The following is a 20,722-nucleotide window of genomic DNA, read 5'->3' as shown; positions in this document are numbered from 1 at the left end:
GGTGCAGGTCACTCATCCGGGGTGGTTAGCCTGGACGGGTGCGTTCCTCCGCGTTCCGACGGCCCGTTGCCCTGGTCCTGGCTGCTTGCGCGCTGATGGCCGGCGCGTCGTACGTGGCCGCACCGGTCGCGACGGCACAGCCGGCCTGCGAGAACAAGGTGTCACCGCCCCCGCCGGTGGACACGTCCGAACAGGTGGCGCCGGGCGAGAAGCCTCCACCACCGATCGAGGTACCGGAGAGCCCGATCGGGGGACAGCGCCTCGGTGAGTGCGGCCTCGTGCTGCCACCCAACGCGCCCGTGCCCCCGGAGGGCATCACGGCCGAGAGCTGGCTGCTGGCCGACATGAACAGCGGAGCCGTGCTGGCGGCCCTCGACCCGCACGGCCGGCAGCGGCCCGCGTCGGTGATCAAGGTGCTGCTGGCCATGGTGGTGGCCAAGGAGCTCGCGCCCGACTCCACGGTGGCGGCGACACCGGAGGACCTCGCGCAGGAGTGCACGTGCGTGGGGCTGCGCAGCGGCGCGGAGTACACCGTCGAGCAGATGCTCCACGCGCTGGTGATGGCCTCGGGCAACGACGTGGCGCACGCACTGGCCCGTCGGCTGGGCGGGGTGCCGTCGGCGATCCGGAAGATGAACGCGCTGGCGGCCGAGCTGGGTGCGCTGGACACGCGGGCCGTGACGCCGTCCGGGCTGGACGCGCCGGGCACGTCGACGTCGGCCTACGACGTGGCGTTGATCTACCGCGAGGCGATGAAGTACCCGGACTTCGTCAAGGCCGTGATGACGCAGCGCATCGACTTCCCGGCGCCCGACGGCAGCGGGACCGTGCCGGTCGTCAACGACAACCGGCTGCTGACCACGTACGCGGGCTCGTTGGGCGGCAAGTCCGGCTTCACCGACGACGCGCAGCACACCTACGTGGGCGCGGCCGAGCGCAACGGCAAGCGGCTCGTCGTCGTGCTGCTGCGGGGTCAGCAGCAGCCGCGGATGACCGACCAGGCCGCCCGCCTGCTCGACTACGGCTTCGCCCTGGAACCGGCCGCGGCCGGCAACCCGATCGGCAGGCTGGTCGAGGGCGCGCCGCAGGCGAAGAAGAAGACCACCGAGCCCCGGCCGACGCCGACCAGCGCGGGTGTCGGCGACGTCGCCGGCGCCACGCCGGGCGGCACCCGGCCCTCCGCCATGGAGACCGCGTTCGGCAACGTCGGCGGCCCGATCACCGCCGTCGCCGTCCTGGGCCTGCTCCTGGGCCTGTTCATGTACCTGCGCAGCCGCCGCGCCCGCGCCGCCCGCGCCGCCCGTCAACAGTCCTGACCCCCGCGAGAGTCCTACGTTCAAACGCCGAGAGTCCTACGTTCACACACCCTGAATTCAACGCTCACGACGACGTCGCCGTGTCTGAGCGTTGAATTCAGGTGTTCTGAACGTAGGACTCTCGCGTGCTGGAGGTAGGACTCTCGCGGGGTCAGGTGCGCTTGAAGAGCAGGGCGCGCTTGACTTCCTGGATGGCCTTGGTGACCTGGATGCCGCGGGGGCAGGCGTCGGTGCAGTTGAACGTCGTGCGGCAGCGCCAGACGCCGTCGATGTCGTTCAGGATGTCCAGGCGTTCTTCGGCGCCCTCGTCACGGCTGTCGAAGATGAACCGGTGGGCGTTGACGATGGCCGCCGGGCCGAAGTACGAGCCCTCGGTCCAGTACACCGGGCACGACGTGGTGCACGCCGCGCACAGGATGCACTTGGTGGTGTCGTCGAACCGCTCGCGGTCGGCGATGGACTGGACCCGCTCACGCGTCGGCTCGTTGCCGTACGTGATGAGGTACGGCTTGACCGCCTTGAACGCCTCGAAGAACGGCTCCATGTCGACCAGCAGGTCCTTGTGCACCGGCAGGCCCTTGATGGGCTCGATGGTGATCGTGGTGTGCTTGCCGCCCGACGCCAGCAGGTCCTTCAGCAGCACCTTGCACGCCAGCCGGTTCACGCCGTTGATGCGCATCGCGTCCGAGCCGCAGATGCCGTGCGCGCACGACCGGCGGAACGTCAGCGTCCCGTCGAGGTACCACTTCACGTAGTGCAGCAGGTTCAGCACGCGGTCCGACGGCAGGGCCGGGATCTCGAACGAGTCCCAGCGCGGCTCGTCGTCGAACTCCGGGTTGAACCGGCGCACCTTCAGGGTGACGGTGATCGCGCCGTCCGGCACGGGGGGCTGGTTCCCGCGCGAGCCGGTGGACACTTCAGCGGTAGCGGTCATCAGTACTTGCGCTCCATCGGCTGGTACCGGGTGAACGTCACGGGCTTGTAGTCGAGCCGGATGTCGGCCGCCAGGCCGTCGCCCTGCTTGTAGTACATGCTGTGGCGCATGAAGTTCGTGTCGTCGCGGTTCGGGTAGTCCTCGCGCGCGTGACCGCCGCGGGACTCCTTGCGCGCCAGCGCGCCCACGACGAGAACCTCGGCCAGCTCCAGGAGGAAGCCCAGCTCGACGGCTTCCAGGAGGTCGGTGTTGAACCGCTTCCCCTTGTCCTGCACGGTGATCCGCTGGTAGCGCTCCTTCAACGCCTGCACGTCGTGCAGCGCCGTCTTGAGCGTGTCCTCGGTGCGGTACACCGACGCGTTGGCGTCCATGGTGGCCTGGAGCTCGGTGCGGATGTCCGCCACGCGCTCCTGGCCGTGCTCGGACAGCACCAGCGCCACCTGCGCCTCGACCTGGGCCGCGGGGTTCTCGGGCAGCTCGACGTGCTCGTCGCGGCTCAACGCGTACTCGGCGGCGGCGATGCCCGCGCGGCGGCCGAACACGTTGATGTCCAGCAACGAGTTCGTGCCGAGCCGGTTCGCGCCGTGGACGGACACGCACGCGCACTCACCGGCGGCGTAGAGGCCGGGCACGATGTTGTCGTTGTCCCGCAGCACCTCGCCGTGCACGTTGGTCGGGATGCCACCCATCGCGTAGTGCGCGGTCGGGTAGACCGGCACCGGCTCGGTCACCGGGTCGACCGCGAGGTAGGTGCGGGCGAACTCGGTGATGTCGGGCAGCTTGGTCTCCAGCACCTCGGCGCCCAGGTGCGTGCAGTCCAGCAGCACGTAGTCCTTGTTCGGACCCGCGCCGCGGCCTTCCAGCACCTCCAGCGCCATGGACCTGGCCACGATGTCGCGCGGCGCGAGGTCCTTGATGGTCGGTGCGTAGCGCTCCATGAACCGCTCGCCGGAGCCGTTGCGGAGGATCGCGCCCTCGCCGCGCGCGCCCTCGGTCAGCAGGATGCCCAGGCCGGCCAGACCGGTCGGGTGGAACTGGTAGAACTCCATGTCCTCCAGCGGCAGGCCCTTGCGGAACACGATGCCCATGCCGTCGCCGGTCAGCGTGTGCGCGTTGGACGTGGTCTTGAAGACCTTGCCGAAGCCGCCGGTGGCGAACACCACGGACTTGGCCTGGAACACGTGGATCTCGCCGGTCGCCAGCTCGTAGGCCACCGCGCCGGTGCACACCGGGCCGTCGGCGGTCTCGGTCATGCAGAGGTCGAGCACGTAGAACTCGTTGAAGAACTCGATGCCGTGCTTGACGCAGTTCTGGTACAGCGTCTGGAGGATCATGTGGCCGGTGCGGTCGGCCGCGTAGCACGCCCGGCGCACGGCCGCCTCGCCGTGGTTGCGGGTGTGGCCGCCGAACCGCCGCTGGTCGATCTTGCCCTCGGGCGTGCGGTTGAACGGCAGGCCCATCTTCTCCAGGTCGAGGACCGCGTCGATGGCCTCCTTCGCCATGATCTCGGCGGCGTCCTGGTCGACCAGGTAGTCACCGCCCTTGATCGTGTCGAAGGTGTGCCACTCCCAGTTGTCCTCCTCCACGTTCGCCAGCGCGGCGCACATGCCGCCCTGCGCGGCGCCCGTGTGGGATCGCGTGGGGTAGAGCTTGGTGAGCACGGCCGTGCGGGCGCGCTGGCCGGACTCGATCGCCGCGCGCATCCCGGCGCCACCCGCGCCGATGATGACGACGTCGTACTTGTGGAACTGCATGGCTGTGAGCACTCCCCGCAGCGGGTCAGTCGGTGATGTTCGGGTCGAAGGTGAAGATCACGTACGTGCCGAGGGCGATGATCAGCACCATCGAGACGTAGAGCAGCACCTTGAGCCAGAACCGGGTCGCGTCCTTGCGGGCGTAGTCGTTGATGACGGTGCGCAGGCCGTTGCCGCCGTGGATCTGGGCCAGCCACAGCATGGCCAGGTCCCACATCTGCCAGAACGGCGAGGCCCACCGGCCCGCGACGAAGCCGAAGTTGATGCGGTGCACGCCGCCGTCGAGGATGTTCATGATGAACAGGTGCCCGAGCACCAGCACCACCAGCGCGACACCCGAGATGCGCATGAACAGCCAGCTGTACAGCTCGAAGTTGCTGCGGCGGGCGGCGGGGCGGCGCGGTGCGCGCGGCTTGGCCAGGGTCAGTTCGCTCATGATCAGTGACCCCCACCCAGCAGGTCGGTAACCGTGCGGACCATCATGTAGTAGGTGCCGGGGATCATCACCAGCACCCAGATGCCGAGCACCACCCACAGCATCTGCTTCTGGTAGCGAGCGCCCTTCTCCCAGAAGTCGACGAGCATCACGCGGATGCCGTTGAGCGCGTGGTAGAGGACCGCGCCGACGAGGCCGACCTCGAACAGGTTGACGATCGGGTTCTTGTAGGTCTCGATGACCTTGTCGTACGCGTCCGGGGACACCCGCACCAGCGCGGTGTCCAGGACGTGCGCGAAGAGGAAGAAGAACGTCAGCACACCGGTGATGCGGTGGGCTACCCAGGACCACATCCCCAGGTCGCCGCGGTAGAGCGTTCCGCCCCCTTTAGAGGTTCCCGCCCGCTCGGGTGCGGTGGTGCCGGCCATGCGCAACGGCCTCCAGCGTCAGTGGTGGACTGGTCTCCGGTACGTGCGTACTCGGACCTTGACCCTCGGATGCTAGACCCGCTTGAGCCGGCCGACCCAACAGCCTGACCCGTCTGTGAGCGACGAGACACCAGGTGGTCACTGGATCGATTCGCCTCACCGTGCGGGATGCCCGGATGTGCGGTGCCGGTCACCCTGAAGAGTGACCGACACCGTCCACTGCGGACGTCGCCACCGGTCAGCGGGGCCGGTAGGTGGCCACGCCGTTCACCACGAGCAGGTCGACGTGGATCTCCGGCTGCACCGGACCGGTGAACGGCGGCAGCCGCACCGGCTGGGGCACGCCGGGCAGGTGGATGACCAGGTTCGCCCCGAGGCGGGTCGCGATGAGCCGTCCGGCGAGGTCACGGGCGTTGCCCGCGCGGGCGTTCTCGGCCGGGTCCTTGAGCGACCAGTTCAGGTTCTCCACCAGCGCCCCGTGCAGGTGGCCCTTGCGCATCGGGCGGGCGGCGGTGAAGCCCGCCACCTGGTGGGGGATGGTCGTGGCGGAGGTCACCACGTCGTGCCGGAGGCTCGCCGGGGGGATGTTGGCGACCTGGGCGACGGCCGCGTACAGCCCGCCCGGCGCCGGTGGGGGCGCGGAGGGCAGCAGGTCGTTCGCGGTGAAGCGGAGCTGCTTCAGGGCCTCGTCGACGAGCTCGGGGGGCACCGGGCCGTTCGGCGCCTGGGGCGGCGGCACGGCCCGGGTGTGTGAAGTGGACGGTCCACCGCCGGTCGTGAACGGGGGGATCGGCGGTGTGGCCGGGGGTGTGGCCGGGGGTGTGGCCGGGGGTGTGGTCGGCGGTGCGATGTGCGGCGCGTTGGGTTGGGGGATGGGTTGTGGGGTGGGCGCCGGCCGGGTGCCGTTGGTGGCGGGCCCGAGGTTGGCCGGGGCTGCGCCGAGGGGCGGGGTGCCGAGGGGCGGGGTGCCGACGGGTAGGGGGCTGACAGGCGGGGTGCCGCTGGGCGTGGTGTCGACGGGTGCCGTGCCGCTGGGCGTGGTGGTGCCAGGTGCGGTGCCGCTGGGTGTGGTGGTGCCAGGTGCGGTGCCGCTGGGTGTGGTGGTGCCGGGTGGTGGGGGAGGGGGTGTCGGGCGGTTGAAGTCGGCGATCCGCTGGTCCACGTCGATGCGGGCGTTCCACCAGTCGCGTTGGCGCAGGTCGGCCTCGGCGCGGCGGCGGTCCAGCGCCACCTCGGCCGCGGTGATCTCCGCTTCCAGGTCCGCGATGGTGCGCTCGACCTGCTGCTGCGCGGTCAACGCGTGCTGCCGGGCGTCCTCCGCGCGCCGGGCCGCGTCACGGCCGTTGCCCAGGTCGGTCTCGGCGGTCTCCAGCGCGCCCTGCGCGGTGCCCAGGTCGCCGTCGGCCTGTCCGAGTTCGGTGCGCGCCTGCTCGGCGGCGGCCCGGGCCCGGTCGACCTCGACCTGCGCGGTGGCCTGCGCCTCGATGGCCTTCGCGTTCGCGACCTGCGCCGCGTCGGCGACCTCGACCGCCGTGTCGACCTCCGCCTCACGGGTGTCGCGCGCGGCGCGGGCCTCGTCCACCTTGCCGACCAGGTCCTTGACGGCCTTGTCCTCGGCGATCGGCGGCGCGTCCTCGGGACGGTTCTCCAGGTGCGCGTCGAGGTCGTCCTGGGCGTCGTCCAGCGCCGCCTGCGCATCGTCCAGCCTGCTCCGCGCCCCGTCCAGCCGCGTGTTCGCGTCCGCCAGGGCAAGCCCGGTGGAGCGCACGTCGGCGTCGGCGGTGTCCAGCGCGCCCTGCGCGTCCCGGTGGGTCGAGTCGAGGCCCGGGATCCGGTCACGCAGGTCCGTGACCAGGTCGTTCGCCGCGTCGCGCCGGGTCTGCGCGTCCTGGACGGCCTGCTCCAGGGTGGGCACGCGGCCGGTGTCCACGAGCTGGTTGCCGATGGCGGTGTTGTGGTCGACCTGCGAGGTCGTCAGGTCGCTCTGGAGCCGGGCGACGTCGGCGGCCACCCGGTTGATCACGGCCTGCGCGTCGTGCCGCGCCTTGTCCACCTCCAGCTCCGCGTCGCGCCACGCCTTGGCGGTGTCCTTGACCGCGGTCTGCGCGTCGCTCAACCCGGCGCCGAAGTCCCGCCCGAGCACCGCCTCGGCTTCCGGCGACGGCATCCGCACCGAGGCCGAGCCCGGCACGCTCAGGTCCACCACGCTGGTCCGGCCGCCGACCGTGGCGACCACCCGGTACTCCACGTCGAAGTCGACCAGACCCGTGCGTCCCTGCGGCTTGAGGTTGTTGGCCTTGTTGGTCGCGGCGCCGCCGGACAACGCCTCGGCGTCGTCGGCGGCGTGCCTGGTCTCGACGCCGCCGGTGGCGAAGTTCGCGGTGTCCTTCGGGTCCTGGCCCTGCGCGACCGACGCGCTGCCGGTCGCCCAGCCCACCGACGCGTCGCCGGTCTCGCTGTGCTTGGCCTCGCCGGACGTCGTGGTGACCGAGGTCTTCGGGTTCTCCAGGTTCACGCCGTCGCTCAGGCCGCCCAGCCGCGGGTTGACCAGCTTGGCGTAGACCTTCACGTCGGCGTGCTGGCCGAACGCCAACGCGGCCTCGTGCAGCCCCGGGACGTCCAGGGGGCCGTCGAGCATCCCGGGCAGGCTCGGCTGGAGGTTCTCCGAGCCGAGCGTCGACAGCAGGGTGTTCAGCGGTCCGGTGCCCTTGCCGGTGATGCCCTGGTTCGCGCCCGCCGCGGTCAGCGCCTGGAGCGCCGCGGCACGCAGGTCCCGGGCGCCGCGCAGGTTCTCCACCGACGCCTTGGCCGGCAACGTGGCCGGTGCGCCGGCCTGCTGCCAGGCGGTCGCGGCCTGCGGCGTGCCCTGCGCGGCCGGCTGCGCGGTCGTGGTCGACGAGTAGCCGGCCGGTGGCGTGGCGGCGGGGGTGAACACCTTCTGGTTGTCCGCGTGCAGCCGCACCACGACGTCCTGCGGCGGGGCGGTGGCGCTGGTGACGACCTGGTCGCCCTTCTCCACCACCAGCTCGAACTCGATGGGCACGGTGTACTTGGCGGCCGGTCCGCCGCTGGCGCGGAGGTGGCCGAACTGCTCGGTGGTGGCCTTGGTGAGGCTGCTGCTGTGCTGCTGGCCGACGTTCGCGGCGGCGATCACGCCGACGCCGCCGGACACGTTCGGGTTCGCGCTGCCGGGCTGGGCGAGGCCGGGCGACTTGAGGCCGACGCCCCAGCCGGTCGACCGGCCGAGGCCGTCGGTCACCTTCCGGGCGCCCGCGATGGTGTGCTCCATGTCGACGCCGTCGTTGACGACGCCGGTGAAGCTCGGCGGGTCCGTGATCCGCGCCTTGAGCGTGACCTGGTAGGTGTCCTTGCCGAAGGTCCCCGGCTGGTGCAGCAGCAGCGGCACGCCGCCGTCGAGCGCGCTGTCGATCATCGCCTTGACGCTCGTCGGCGAGGTGAAGTCGACCAGCCGCTGGAAGTTGTTCATCGAGTCCTTGAGGACCGAGTCCGGCACCAGGTCGCTCTTGAACCGACCGCCGGTCTGCTCGTTGAGGTCCGTGATCAGCCCGGAGACCAAGCCCGACAGGTTCGGCGCCGTGTCCAGCGTGCTCAGGCCGAGCGAGCTGGGCTGGTCCGGCGCCAGCGTGGCCGGCGGCGCCATCGTGCCGAACGACGGCGGTGGCGTCTTCGGCTGCACCTTCGGCAGCACGCCCAACTCGCGCGCCACGTCCTCGCTGACCCGCACGAACACGCCGCCGGGCAGGGTGACCTTGGCGCCTTCGACGCGCGGCGTGCCGCCGTAGACGACGTTGCCCGACCGGCTCTCGCCGACCACGGTGACGTCCGCGTCGAGCTGGATCAGCACGGTCCGCGCGCTGGGCGGGGTGACGAAGTTGCGGTCGACGCTGCCGCTGACCTCGGTCGCGCTCGTCTTGGACGACGAGTACGGCGTGATCTTGCCCGCCACGGCCACACCGCCCGAGCCGGACGCGGGCTTCGGCTCGCCCGCCGGCGTCGGCGCCGCGTTCGGCTTCACCGGCAGGTTGACCCCGGCGGTGAGGTCGACGGTGTGGCTGCTGGTCTTCGCGTCACCGGCCTTGTAGCCGCCGGTCGTCGCGTTCTCCGTGCCGGTGTTGTCGGAGATCGACACCAGCTTCGGGTTGCCCAGCTCGATCGCCATGCCGATGGCGCCGGTGCGGTCGGTGACCCGGCGGCCGTACTTCAGGCCGCCTTCCTGCATGCCGGTCTCGGTCAGCTTGCGCAGGTTGGCCTTGATGCTCTCCGGGCTGAACAGCTTGTCGATCTGGTTGCGGGCCTCCGTGCCCGGCACGGTCAGCGACGAGTCGCCCTTCGCGGCCAGGTTGAGCGCCTCGATGGCCTGGTCGCGCACCACCTCGGTGTTGACGACGGCCTCGACGTGCAGGAAGTCCGGCGCGGCGGGCCGAGGCGCCGGCGGGTTGAGCAGCTCCTTGATCGACGGCGGCTGGTCCAGCCTGGTGGACACCGGCTTGCCGGGCGCGAAGCCGGTCGGGTCGTGGTCCATCGCCGAGCTGTCCGACACCCACAGGTGCACCGGGCCGGAGATCCGCGGCAGGCTCACCACGCCGGGCGCGTTGGGGCCGCCGGTCCTGGCGACCGGCCTGGGGTCGGGCACCTGGCGGATCGGCGAGCCGGGCGTGACCCGCTTGACCCACGCCCGGTTGCGGCTGAACGTGGTGATCTCGACGATGAACTCCAGGTCCTGCGAGAACACCTGGGCGTCCGCGCTGCCGACGTTGAGGCCGGTGCTGGTGACCGTCGGTCCGCCGGTGTTCTTGCTGCCCCACGCGTAGGTGTACTTCGCGCCGACCTGCGGCGTCGGGGTGAGCGACGCGGCGCCGGTCTTGACCGGGAACACCGCCTTGCCCTCGACGCCGATGCTGACCGACTTCTGCGTCGCGGTGGTGCTGTCGAGCTTCGGGGCGGTGTTCGCCGAGCCGCGCACGTTGCGCGCGTCGACCTGGCCGAGGTGCCGGCTGCCCGTCGGACGCGCGCGGACGGTGATGTTGACGTACTCGTTGGTGGCCAGGCCGCGCTTCTTGAGCTGCACCTGCACACCGGGGCCGAGCAGGCTGTCCATCTTGGTCTTCAGCGCGGTCGGCGACAGCTCCGCGTCGAGCTTGCGCTGGTTGGCCATGGCCTCCGCGACGTCGGCCAGGCCCTGGCCCCGCCGGTTGCCGGTGGCCGGGTCGTTCCAGCCCGGCAGGAACCCGTCGAAGCCGGGCAGGTCGCGCAACGTGGTCTGGACCTGCGCCTGGACCTGCGCGCCCGGGGCGAACTCGCCGACCTTGACGTTGCCCGCCGCCAGGTCCGCGGCCAGGTAGGGCGGGAGGTGCTTGGTGCCCGCCGTGCCCGGCTTGGTCAGCCCGGCGGCGGTGCCCGGCGGCACCGGCAGGGTCAGCGAGGCGGCCTCCGGCAGGCCGACCCGCAGGTAGGTGGTGACCGGCGTGACCACGTCCGCGCCGTTGGGCGTGCGGATGTGGACGTTCGCGGTCACCTTGTAGAGGCCGGTGCCGCTCTTGAGCTGGATGCCGGTGCGGGTGCTGCTGGTCGTGCCCGCGTTCGAGGACTCCGAGGTCCGGGCCGAGTACCCGCCGGTGACGCCGGCCGCGCCGCCGATCACGCCGGGCACGCCCACCCCGCCGCCGACGCCGGCCGCGACGTCGAAACCGGTCTTGGTGGTGGCGGCCACGGAGCTGCCGGTGGCCTGGGACTCGTGCAGCCGGAGCTGGGCGGCGTCGGTCGTGCCGACCAGCTCGGCGCTCAGCAGGGTGGCCTTCATCTGCACGGCGTTGGCCTTGCTGCCGTGCGGGCTGACCAGGTCGGGCGAGGTGACCCAGCCGCCCAGCATCGCGCCGAGGTTGTCCCGGACGGTGGTGGGGTTGAGGAAGTCCCGCAACGCGGTGCGGCCGGGTGCGCCGATCGCGGTGATCGACGGGTGGATCTTCGCGGCGACGTCCGTGAACGCCTGCTCCACGTCGAAGTCCGTGACCGCTTCGGGCGTCGGGTGCTCCAGCTTGGCGCCCCAGCCCGGCGGCAGGGCCGCGGCCGGTTGGGCGTTGCCGGAGTTCGCGATCGTCTCCAGGTCGTTCGGCACGGCGAGGGTGACGCCGCCGTTGACCACCTGGGTCGGGCGCACGGCGCCGTTCGCGGCGGTCAGCGTGACCTGGAAGGCGACCGGGACGTCGACGTTCGTCGAGCTCTCGCCGCCCCGGATGAACCGCTGGTCCACCGTTCCGGACGACGTGTTCAGCGTGCTGGCGGGGGTGGCGAGCTGCGCCTTGCCGGCCAGCGAGCCGTACGGGCCGACGCCCGCGCTCGCCGCCGCGGCGAGGCCGACGTCGTTGGCGGTGGTGAGGTTCGTGGCGGTGCCCGTGTTGGCGGCGGACTGCGCGGCCATGTCCACCTTGGTGGTGGTGGACGGCGTGCTGGTGGCCGCGGCGACGTCGGCCGGCGGGAGCATCGTGGCCCGCACGTTGGCCTCGTACCAGGTGCCGTCGATCTTGACCTGGAAGTCGCGGCCCTGGCCGAGGAACGACTCGAAGTTGTTCTCCAGCGCGCTCTCGACGACGGCGGCGTCGGCCGGCGTGATGCCGGTCATGGTGCCGGTGACGTGCTGCGCGCCCCGCACGTCGGTGGGCGCGACCGTGCCCAGCGCCTTGCCCTGCTGGAAGAAGTCCGGCAGGTTCCGGGACGCCAGCACTGGTCGCGGAGCGGGGTTGGGCGCCGGGGCCGGGGCCGGGGCGGGCGCCGGGGCGGGCGCCGGGGCGGGCGCCGGGTTGGCGGTGGTGGCCGCCGGGGCGGTCAGGGTGACCATCGGGATCGGCGCGGAGATCGACGGCGGCGTCGGGGCCGGGGTGGAGCGGAACGGGTTGCGCCACGGCGAGTTCGGCGGCGCGGGGCGCGTGGACGGTCCGGTGGTCGCGCCGGTGGACCGGGTGGGACCGGCGAAGTAGTCGTCCAGCATGGTCTGGAACGTCTTCGGGCCGTCGAACTTGTCCCACTTGCCGCGGGTCTTGTCGAATTCTTTGTTCAGTGCGTCGATGTTGGTCTGGTAGCGGGCGGTGCCGTCGGGGAATTGGTTGTACTGCGGCGTCTGGCCTTGGCGTTCGGCGAGGGCGTTGGTGACCTGGCGCGCGAGGAGTTCGGTGGTGGCTTCGTCGGGGTTGACGTTCTGGCTGAAGACGCCGCCTTGGCCTGCGCGGTGGGTGAAGGTCTGGTCGCTGCCCACCGAGTGGACGTGCATGAACTCGTGGGTGAGCAGGTGCCGGATGGCGTCGGCCTTGCGTGACGGGTCGGTGGTGAGGCCGTCGAGGTGGTCGGTGTTGAGCAGCACGTGCCCGTTGATCGCCCGTGCCGGGTTGGTCAGGGTGCTTTCGACGAGGCTGTCCCGTTGGGCGTTGACGTCGCCGTTGGGGCCGACCTTGGCGCGGACGACCTGGTCGAGCAGTGCGTCGAGGCGGGCGGTGGCGTCCGGGTTGCCGTCGTTGAGCCGGCGCAGGAAGTCGGGGGACAGGATCTGGGCGCGGACCGCGTTGGGGTCGATGCCCTGAGCGTTGAGGTCTTGGACGGTGACGTCGGACTCGCCGCGGTCGTGGGTGTTGAGGGCGGTGTCGAGTTCTTGTTGGACGGCGAAGTGCTTGGCGAAGGTCCGCTGGTCGAGCTGGACGACCAGGTCGGGGTTCACGTTGGGCGTGGTGGTGACGCCGTGGAGGTCGTTCAGGGTGCCGAACAGCGCGTCGATGCCCGCTCGGACCTGGCCGATGTCGACCTGGACGCCGGAGATGGTCACCGGTGCGGGCGGGATGTCGGCGGGCAGGCGGTCCAGGATGCCGTTCTTGATGGCGTCGTCGCGCCTGGTCGAGAACGGCGCGGCGGGCGCGGTCGGCTGCACGGTGGGGCCGCCGGGCGGCGGTGGCGGCGGCGCGGCGGAGTCGGTGAGCGGAGCGCCGCGCGTGCCGGTCGGACCGGTGGGCCGGTCGGTCCCGAAGTAGTCGTCCAGCATGGTCTGGAACGTGGCGTCGGCGTCGAACCTGGCCCACTTGCCGCGGGACTTGTCGAACTCGTTGTTCAGCGCGTCGACGTTGGCCTGGTAGCGGCCGGAGCCATCCGGGAACTGGTTGTACTGCGGCCTCTGGCCGAGGCGTTCGGACAGGGCGTCGGTGACCCGGCGGGCCAGGAGCTCGGTGGTGGCCTCGTCGGGGTTGACGTTCTGGCTGAAGACGCCGCCCTCGGTGGTCCGGTGCGCGAACGTCCGGTCGCTGCCCACGGAGTGCATGTGCATGTACTCGTGGGTGAGCAGGTGTCGGATGGCGTCGGCCTTGCGGGCGGGGTCGGTGGTGAGGCCGTCGAGGTGGTCGGTGTTGAGCAGGATCTGCCCGTTGATCGCACGGGCCGGGTTCGTCAGCGTGCTCTGGACGAGGCTGTTCCGCTGCGCGTCGACGTCGCCGTTGGGGCCGACCTTGGCGCGGACGACGCTGTCCAGCAGTGCGTCGAGGCGGGCGGTGGCGTCCGGGTTGCCGTCGTTGAGCCGGCGCAGGAAGTCGGGGGCGAGGATCTCGTCGCGGACCGCGTTCGGGTCGATGCCCTGGTCGGTGAGTTGGTCGACGGTGACGTCGGACTCGCCGCGGTCGTGGGTGTTGAGGGCGGTGTCCAGCTCTTGCTGGACGGCGAAGTGCTTGGCGAAGGTCTGCTGGTCGAGCTGCACGATCAGGTCGGGGTCGACGTTGGGCGTGGTGGTGACGCCGTGGGTGTCGTTCAGGGTGCCGAGCAGCGCGTCGATGCCGGCCTGGATCTGGGCGATGTCGACGTCGACGTCCGCGATCCGCAGGGGTGCCGGGGGGATCCGCGCCGGCAGGCGGTCCAGGATGCCGTTCTTGATGGCGTCGTCACGTCGGGTCGAGAACGGCGCGGCCGGCGTGGCGGGCGCGGTCGGTTGCGCGGTGGGCACGCCGGGAGGAGGCGGTGGCGGGGTGCCGAAAGCCGGTGCGGGCGGCGGGGCCTGCGTGCCGAAGCTCGGTGCGGGGGGCGGTGGTGGCGGCACGGCGGCCGGTGGGACCGGGTTCACCGCGGGCGGCGGCGGTGGGGGAGAAGGCGGGCCGAGGTGCCTGGTCACCGGCCGGGTGCCGAAGTCGGGCGGACGGGGCGGCGGGGTCTGGGTCGGCGAGTTCGGGTCGGTCAGCGTCGCCAGGTTCGTGTCGGGGACCATCACCTGGCTGTCGGTGGTGCGCTCGATCGTCCACAGGTGCCGCGGCTTGATGGACGGGTCGGCGTGCACGCCGGTGCCCATCAGGCCGTCGTCGTTCACGACGAGGTTGGACCGGGTGTGCCCGGGCGGTAGCGGTGTGCCGTCGCTGTTGAAGATGCGGGCGTTGGGGCCGGGTGCGTCCGCGTACTCGTCGGGCAGGCCGAAGTAGTGCGCGACCTCGTGGGCGAGGACGTTGGGTGAGGTCTGCGTGCCCCAGTTGAGCTGGTCGGCGTCGGTGGTGCTGCTCAGGTCGACGGTGGTGTGCGCCTGCGCCGGGTCGGTGACGAAGTTGACCCTGGCGTGGAACTGGTCGCCGGAGGGCAGCCGGTAGCCCTGGTTCAGCAACCGGTCGACGCCCTCGACGGCCTTCTTCCGCGCGGTGTCCACATCGGACTGGGTGATGCCGTCGCCGGGCCTCAGGTGGACGTTGAGCGTGTACTCCTTGACCCAGGTGCCGGGCGCGACCTCCATCCGGCGCACGTCGTGCTTGATGAGACCGGTCACGGAGTCGACCCGACCAGGCGTGCTCGACCGCTGCACGTCGGCGACCTCGGTGTCGACGGTCCGCACGACCGCCTTGTCCCGCAACGAGTCCCACTTGGTCGAGGGCTGCGGGTCCTTCGGCGCGAACCAGTCCGCCGTGCTCGCCGTGCTGTGCCGCCAGGACTCGTCGGAGCGCACGTCCTTGCCCTTGCCCGGCGGGGTGTCCGGGGACTGCGCGGGCGGGGCGTCGGAACTCGGTGAGTCAGGGCTCGGTGAATCGGGGCTCGGGCTGTCGGGGCTCGGGGTGTCGGGCGCGCCGCGGGACGGGCCGCCGTTCCCGGGACGCGCGGACGTGGACGGCGCGTTCGGGGTGTCGAGCTGGTCGCTGCTCAGCTCGGTGACCCACTCCAGGCCGGTCCACTTGTCCTTGACCTCGGGGTCGAACACGGCGGCGTAGTCGGTCGGCTGCACGAGCGGCCGGAGCTGGGTCGAGCCCTCGGGGTGGTAGCCGAGGTCGAACGCGTGCATCGTGTACCGGCCGACGAGGCCCTCGACCGGTGCCATGAACTTCACCGGCGAGTCGTTCAGCACGGTCGGGCCGGAGATGTCCGACGCCAGGTTCTTCAGCTCGCCGTTGAAGTCGCGCGGCGGCACCTGGCCCTTCAGCGACGTGTACTTCTGCGGGATGGTGTCGGCGAACGCCCGCAGGAAGTCCGAGTTCGGCGGCGCGACCAGGAAGTTGTTGTTGAGCGAGCCCTTCTCGTAGCGGGAGTTGGCCGCGTCGGCGACGTGCTGCGGGGTGATCTGCGCGTCGGCGTCGAGTTCCAGCTCCTGGCGGACGCTGCGCTCGTCACGCAGGCGCGGCGCGAACAGGGGGACGTCGCCCTGCTGCATCCGCATGTCGCCCACGTCGGTCAGGGAGACCGTGCCGGGTCGGATGTCGACGTCCGCGTACACGCCGCCCTGCTGCACGAGGACCGCGTAGCGGGCGATGTCGGACGCCAGGTTGTACGCGCCGACCTTGTCCGACTGCGCCTTCTTGTAGATGTCGGCGAGGGTCGGGGTGCCGATGGGGGCGCGGCTCTCGACGTCCCGGGAGAGCTGCTTCACCACCGCCTTGGTGTCGGTGTTGATCTGGATGCCGGCGTCCTGGAGCTGCTGGACCACCGCGGGGTGCCACTTCGCGGCGCCCTTGTCGGTCCACAGGGTGACCTTCCAGTCACCGTTGGTCTCCTGGGCCTTGCCGGCCCACTCGATCATGTTCTGGACCGCGCCGTCCTTCGGCGTCGCGCCGAACCAGACGAAGTTGACCTGCTTGGGCACGTCCACCGGCGGCGGGCCGGGGTGGGCGGTCATCTCCTGGGCGAAGTGGGCGACCAGCTCGGCGTGCTTGGGATCGCCGTCGAGCCGGTTGAGCAGGATGCGCGCCTGGTACGGCCTCCCGTCCACGACGGCCTGGGTGATGTGGCCCTTGAGCGTGTCGACGTCCATCGTCGCCGGCTTGGCGCTGGGACGCAGCACCGGCGCCATCGGGCTCGGGGTGGTGACCGTCGGCATCGGCGGTGCGGTCGGGTTCGCGGTGGCCGGCGGGGTGGTCTGGACGAGCTTGCCGATGCCGGGGATCGAGCCGAGCCACCGCGGGCCGCGGAACGGCGCCGGACGCGTCCTCGGGGGACGGGTGTCGAACTGGAACGAGCGCGCCGCGGGGTCCGCCGCGGCCACGACCACGGGGGTGCTCGCGGGTGGGGCGGCGGTCGGTGGCACGGAGGTCGGGTCTGCCGGGGCCGAACGCGTCCTGGGCGTGCCGGAGGGCTCGGTGACGTTGCCGAAGTAGTCGTCCAGCATGGTCTGGAACGTCTTCGGGCCGTCGAACTTGTCCCACTTGCCGCGGGTCTTGTCGAATTCTTTGTTCAGTGCGTCGATGTTGGTCTGGTAGCGGGCGGTGCCGTCGGGGAATTGGTTGTACTGCGGCGTCTGGCCTTGGCGTTCGGCGAGGGCGTCGGTGATCTGACGGGCCAGGAGTTCGGTGGTGGCCTCGTCGGGGTTGATGTTGGTGTTGTAGACGCCGCCCTTGCCCACCTGGTGGGCGAAGGTGACGTCGCTGCCGACCGAGTGGACGTGCATGAACTCGTGGGTGAGCAGGTGCCGGATGGCGTCGGCCTTGCGTGACGGGTCGGTGGTGAGGCCGTCGAGGTGGTCGGTGTTGAGCAGGACGTGCCCGTTGATGGCCCGCGCGGGATTGGTCAAGGTGTTCTGGACGAGGTTGTCGCGTTGCGCGTCGACGTCGCCGTTCGGGCCGACCTTGGCCTGGACGACCTGGTTCAGCAGGGTGTCGAGGCGCGCGGTGGCGTCGGCGTCACCGTTGTTGAGCCGGCTCAGGAAGTCCGGGGACAGGATCTCGTCGCGGACGGCCTTCGGGTCGATGCCCTGGCCGTTGAGCTGGTCGACCGTGATGTCCGACTCGCCCCGGTCGTTCGTGTTCAGCGCCGAGTCCAGTTCCTGCTGGATGGCGAAGTGCTTGGCAAACGTTTGCTGGTCGAGCTGCACGACCAGGTCGGGGTTCACGTTGGGGGCCGTGGTGATGCCGTGGTTCGCGTTGAGCGTGGTGAACAGCGCGTCGAACCCGGCTTGGACCTGGCCGATGTCGACTTGGACGCCCGCGATGGTGATCGGCACCGGGGTGATCTGGGCCGGTAGCTGGTTGAGGATGCCGTTCTTCAGGGCGTCGTCGCGCCGGGTCGAGAACGGGGCCGCCGGGGCTGCGGGCGCGTTCGCCTGCGCCGGGGGTGCGGGCGGTGCACCGGGCGGCGGAGGTGGCTGGGTCCCGAACACCGGTGGGGGTGGCGGTGGCTGGGTCCCGAACGCCGGCGGCGGGGGCGGCGGGGTTCCGAACGCCGGTGGCGGCGGGACGGCAGCCTGCTGCGCGGAGGTGACCGCCGGCGGTGGCGGTGCTGGGGTGCCGAACGCCGGTGCGGGCGGCGGGGGCGGGGGCGACGAGGGCTGGTTCTCGGAGGGCCTGGTCTCGGGGCGGGCGCCGTGGTCGGGCGGCCTGGGCGGTGGGGTCCGAGTCGGCGCGTCCGGGTCGTTCAGCGTGGCGTTGGTGGTGTCGGGGACCATCACCTGGCTGTCGGTGGTGCGCTCGATCTGCCACAGGTGCCTCGGCTTGATCGACGGGTCGCCGTGCACCCCGACACCCATCAGCCCGTTGTCGTCGACCACCAGGTTGGACTGGGTGTGCCCGGCCGGTAGGGGTTTGCCGTCGCTGTTGAAGATGCGGGCGTCCGGGCCGGCCGCGTCCTTGTACTCGTCGGGCAGGCCGAAGTAGTGCGCGACCTCGTGGGCCAGCACGTTGGACGAGGTGTTCGTGCCCCAGTTGAGCTGGTCGGCCGCGGTGTCGGTCTTCAGGTCGACCGTGGTGTGCGCCTGGGCGGGATCGGTGACGAACTCCACCCTGGCGTGGAACTGGTCCCCGGAGGGCAGTCGGTAGCCCTGGTTGAGCAGCCGGTCGACGCCTTCGGCTGCCTTCTGCCGCGCCGTGTCCACGTCGGACTGAGTGACGTCGGCGCCGGGGTTGAGGTGGACCTTGAGCGTGTACTCCTTGACCCAGTTGCCCGGTGTCACCTCCATCCGGCGCACGTCGTGCCGGATGATGCCGGTCAGGGAGTCGACGTTGTTCGGGGTGCTCGACCGCTGCACGTCCGCGACCTCGGTGTCCACCGTGCGCACGGCCGCCTTGTCCCGCACCGAGTCCCACGATGCCGAGGGCTGCGGGCTCTTCGGGTCGAACCAGTCCGCGGTGCTCGCCTTGCTGTGCCGCCAGGACTCGTCGGCGATGACGTCCTTGCCCTTGCCCGGCGCGGGTTCGACGTCGGTGGAGGTGCCCGGGGAGGCGGAGTCGGAGGGGGCTTGGCGCGTCCCGGGCGGACCGGCCGGCTCGGTGCCCCCGAAGTAGTCGTCGAGCATGGTTTGGAACGTGTCCGCGGAGTTGAACGCGTCCCACTTGCCGCGCTTCTTGTCGAACTCCTTGTTCAGGGAGTCGATGTTGTCCTGGTAGCGCTTGGTGCCGTCGGGGAATTCGTTGTACTGGGGAGTCTGGTTGTTGCGCTGGGCGAGGGCGTCGGTGATCTGACGGGCCAGGAGTTCGGTGGTGGCCTCGTCGGGGTTGACGTTCGTGCTGAAGACGCCGCCCTGCCCGTTGCGGTGGGCGAAGGTGACGTCGCTGCCGACCGAGTGCACGTGCATGAACTCGTGGGTGAGCAGGTGCTGGATGGCGTCGGCCTTGCGGGCGGGATCGGTGCTCAGACCGTCGAGGTGGTCGGTGTTGAGCAGGACCTGCCCGTTGATGGCCCGCGCCGGGTTGGTGAGGGTGCTCTGGATCAGGTCGTGCCGCTGGGTGTCGACGTCGCCGTTGGGGCCGACCTTGGCTTGGACGACCTGGTCGAGCAGGGTGTCGAGGCGTGCGGCGGCGTCGGGGTTGCCGTCGTTGAGCCGGCGCAGGAAGTCGTTGGACAGGATCTCGTCACGGACCTGCTGAGGGTCGATGCCCTGGCCGTTGAGCTGGTCGACCGTGATGTCCGACTCGCCCCGGTCGTTCGTGTTCAGCGCCGAGTCCAGTTCCTGCTGGATGGCGAAGTGCTTGGCGAACGTCTGCTGGTCGAGCTGCACCACCAGGTCGGGGTTCACGGAGGGCGTGGTGGTGACGCCGTGGATGTCGTTCAGGGTGCCGAACAGCGCGTCGAACCCGGCCTGGACCTGGCCGATGTCGACCTGCACACCCGCGACGTCCAGCGGCGCCGGGGGGATGTCGGCCGGTAGGCGGTCGAGGATGCCGTTCTTCAGGGCGTCGTCGCGCTGGGTCGAGAACGGACCCGCCGGGGTTGCGGGCGCGTTCGCCTGCGCGGGGGGCGCGCCGGGCGGTGGAGGTGCCGGAGCCCTGGTTCCCGGTGGAGGCGGTGGCTGGGTCCCGAACACCGGCGGCGGGGGCGGCGGGGCACCGAATCCCGGCGGGGGCGGTGGCGGCGCGTTCGGGTCGGGTGCGGGCCGGGTCGTGGGTGCGTTGGTGTCGGACGAGGTCCGGGTGTCTGCGGGTGCCGGTGGTGCGGAGGCGTCCGGGGGCGCGCTGCGGCTGGTGGGGTCGTAGTTCGGGTTGAGGATCTTCGGGCCGAACGTGGACGGCGGCGGCGGTTCCAACGACAGGTGCGGCTGCAGGATCGGCTCGGCGGACACGATGAACTCGGGCTTGAGGCCGCCGGGGAAGACGATCTCGTTCTCGCCGGGCTTGGCGGTCTTGTCACCGAGCGTGGCGTTCACGTCGACACCCGCGCCGGGCGGAGTGGCGATCTCGTAGCGCCACATGCCCGGACGGCCCCACTTGCCGCTGATCCAGACGTTCTTCGTGCTGCCGACGAACATCGTCTCTTTGTTGGCGGACTGGTAGGTGGACAGGTCGCCGTCGGTCCGTCCGCCGGTGCGGGGCTTCATGCCCACGGCGAACGGGCCGTTCGGGTCGATGCTGCCGTCCTCCGTGACCGGCGGGCGGGTGTCGAACCGGTAGAGCGGGTCGGGGCTGGTGTTCCAGACAGGCGCCGGCCTGATCGTCTCCGGGGTGACGTGCGGGTCGGCGGCGTAGGGCTTGACGTTGGGGTGGTCGGTCGCCGGTGGCGGCGGCGGTTCGGTGATCTTCCACCGCTTCGCCGGCGCGCCGGGCGGGTTGGCCGACGTTGACGGCACGCCGGTCAGCAGGACACCGCCCACGGGTGGCGGCGGCGGAGGGACCGGTCCGCCGGGAAGCGGGGGTGGCGGTGGCGGCGGTGGGGCGTTGGTGTTGTCCAAGCCGGGTGCGGGCGTGGTGGTGCCCGGCATGGGCGGTGGAGGTGGGGGCGGGGTGACCGCGTTGCCGGGAGGGGGGACGTTCGCGCCAGGCGGCGGTGGTGGCGCGGGGATGTTCGCGCCGGTGGTCGGCGAGGATGCCGGGCGCGTGGGTGTGGGTGCTGGCGGTGGGGTGGCTGCGTTGTCCGGTGAGGGGGGTGCCGGGCGCGTCGGTGTGGGTGTCGCTGGGGTCGGCGTGGCGGTGCTGATCGGTGGG

Annotated in this window: 6 protein-coding genes; 1 reads left to right on the top strand and 5 read right to left on the bottom strand. The window is 71.3% G+C overall.

Annotation, left to right across the window (positions count from 1 at the left end):
* The first annotated feature begins 38 nt into the window (after positions 1–38).
* Entirely contained in the window at positions 39–1,316 is a 1,278-nt protein-coding gene (locus tag ACQPYE_RS36985; RefSeq protein WP_498717763.1) for a D-alanyl-D-alanine carboxypeptidase family protein, read from the top strand.
* 151 nt (positions 1,317–1,467) lie between these two features.
* Here the strand turns inward: ACQPYE_RS36985 and ACQPYE_RS36980 are convergent, their stop codons facing one another.
* The 5 genes from ACQPYE_RS36980 to ACQPYE_RS36960 all read right to left on the bottom strand — a co-directional run bounded on the left by ACQPYE_RS36980 (position 1,468) and on the right by ACQPYE_RS36960 (position 20,499).
* Positions 1,468–2,250, bottom strand: coding sequence for a succinate dehydrogenase iron-sulfur subunit (locus ACQPYE_RS36980; protein ID WP_498717762.1), 783 nt, complete (start codon positions 2,248–2,250; stop codon positions 1,468–1,470).
* A complete protein-coding gene (sdhA, locus tag ACQPYE_RS36975) occupies positions 2,250–4,004 on the bottom strand; it encodes a succinate dehydrogenase flavoprotein subunit (protein WP_498717761.1) in 1,755 nt (584 codons plus the stop codon). The genes ACQPYE_RS36980 and sdhA overlap by 1 nt, the downstream gene beginning before the upstream one ends.
* Positions 4,005–4,029: 25 nt before the next feature.
* Positions 4,030–4,440, bottom strand: a complete 411-nt coding sequence (locus tag ACQPYE_RS36970; RefSeq protein ID WP_123745404.1) for a succinate dehydrogenase hydrophobic membrane anchor subunit — start codon at positions 4,438–4,440, stop codon at positions 4,030–4,032.
* Between the two features lie 2 nt (positions 4,441–4,442).
* A complete protein-coding gene (gene sdhC / locus ACQPYE_RS36965; protein WP_230570370.1) occupies positions 4,443–4,868 on the bottom strand; it encodes a succinate dehydrogenase, cytochrome b556 subunit in 426 nt (141 codons plus the stop codon).
* A gap of 238 nt (positions 4,869–5,106) precedes the next feature.
* A complete protein-coding gene (locus ACQPYE_RS36960; RefSeq protein ID WP_498717760.1) occupies positions 5,107–20,499 on the bottom strand; it encodes a scabin-related ADP-ribosyltransferase in 15,393 nt (5,130 codons plus the stop codon).
* Positions 20,500–20,722: the final 223 nt, after the last annotated feature.

The organism is Actinosynnema sp. CA-299493 (genome assembly GCF_050946825.1).
GTDB lineage: Bacteria > Actinomycetota > Actinomycetes > Mycobacteriales > Pseudonocardiaceae > Actinosynnema.
Note: the sequence above shows the minus strand (reverse complement) of the source record. Positions and strands in the feature narration are given on the sequence as shown.

What these genes read in the sequence shown, in the direction of transcription:
- ACQPYE_RS36970 (WP_123745404.1), bottom strand. Translation starts at nt 4,440, where the DNA reads ATGAGCGAACTGACCCTGGCCAAGCCGCGCGCACCGCGCCGCCCCGCC.
- ACQPYE_RS36980 (WP_498717762.1), bottom strand. Translation starts at nt 2,250, where the DNA reads ATGACCGCTACCGCTGAAGTGTCCACCGGCTCGCGCGGGAACCAGCCC.
- ACQPYE_RS36960 (WP_498717760.1), bottom strand. Translation starts at nt 20,499, where the DNA reads ATGCCGGGCACCACCACGCCCGCACCCGGCTTGGACAACACCAACGCC.
- sdhA (WP_498717761.1), bottom strand. Translation starts at nt 4,004, where the DNA reads ATGCAGTTCCACAAGTACGACGTCGTCATCATCGGCGCGGGTGGCGCC.
- sdhC (WP_230570370.1), bottom strand. Translation starts at nt 4,868, where the DNA reads ATGGCCGGCACCACCGCACCCGAGCGGGCGGGAACCTCTAAAGGGGGC.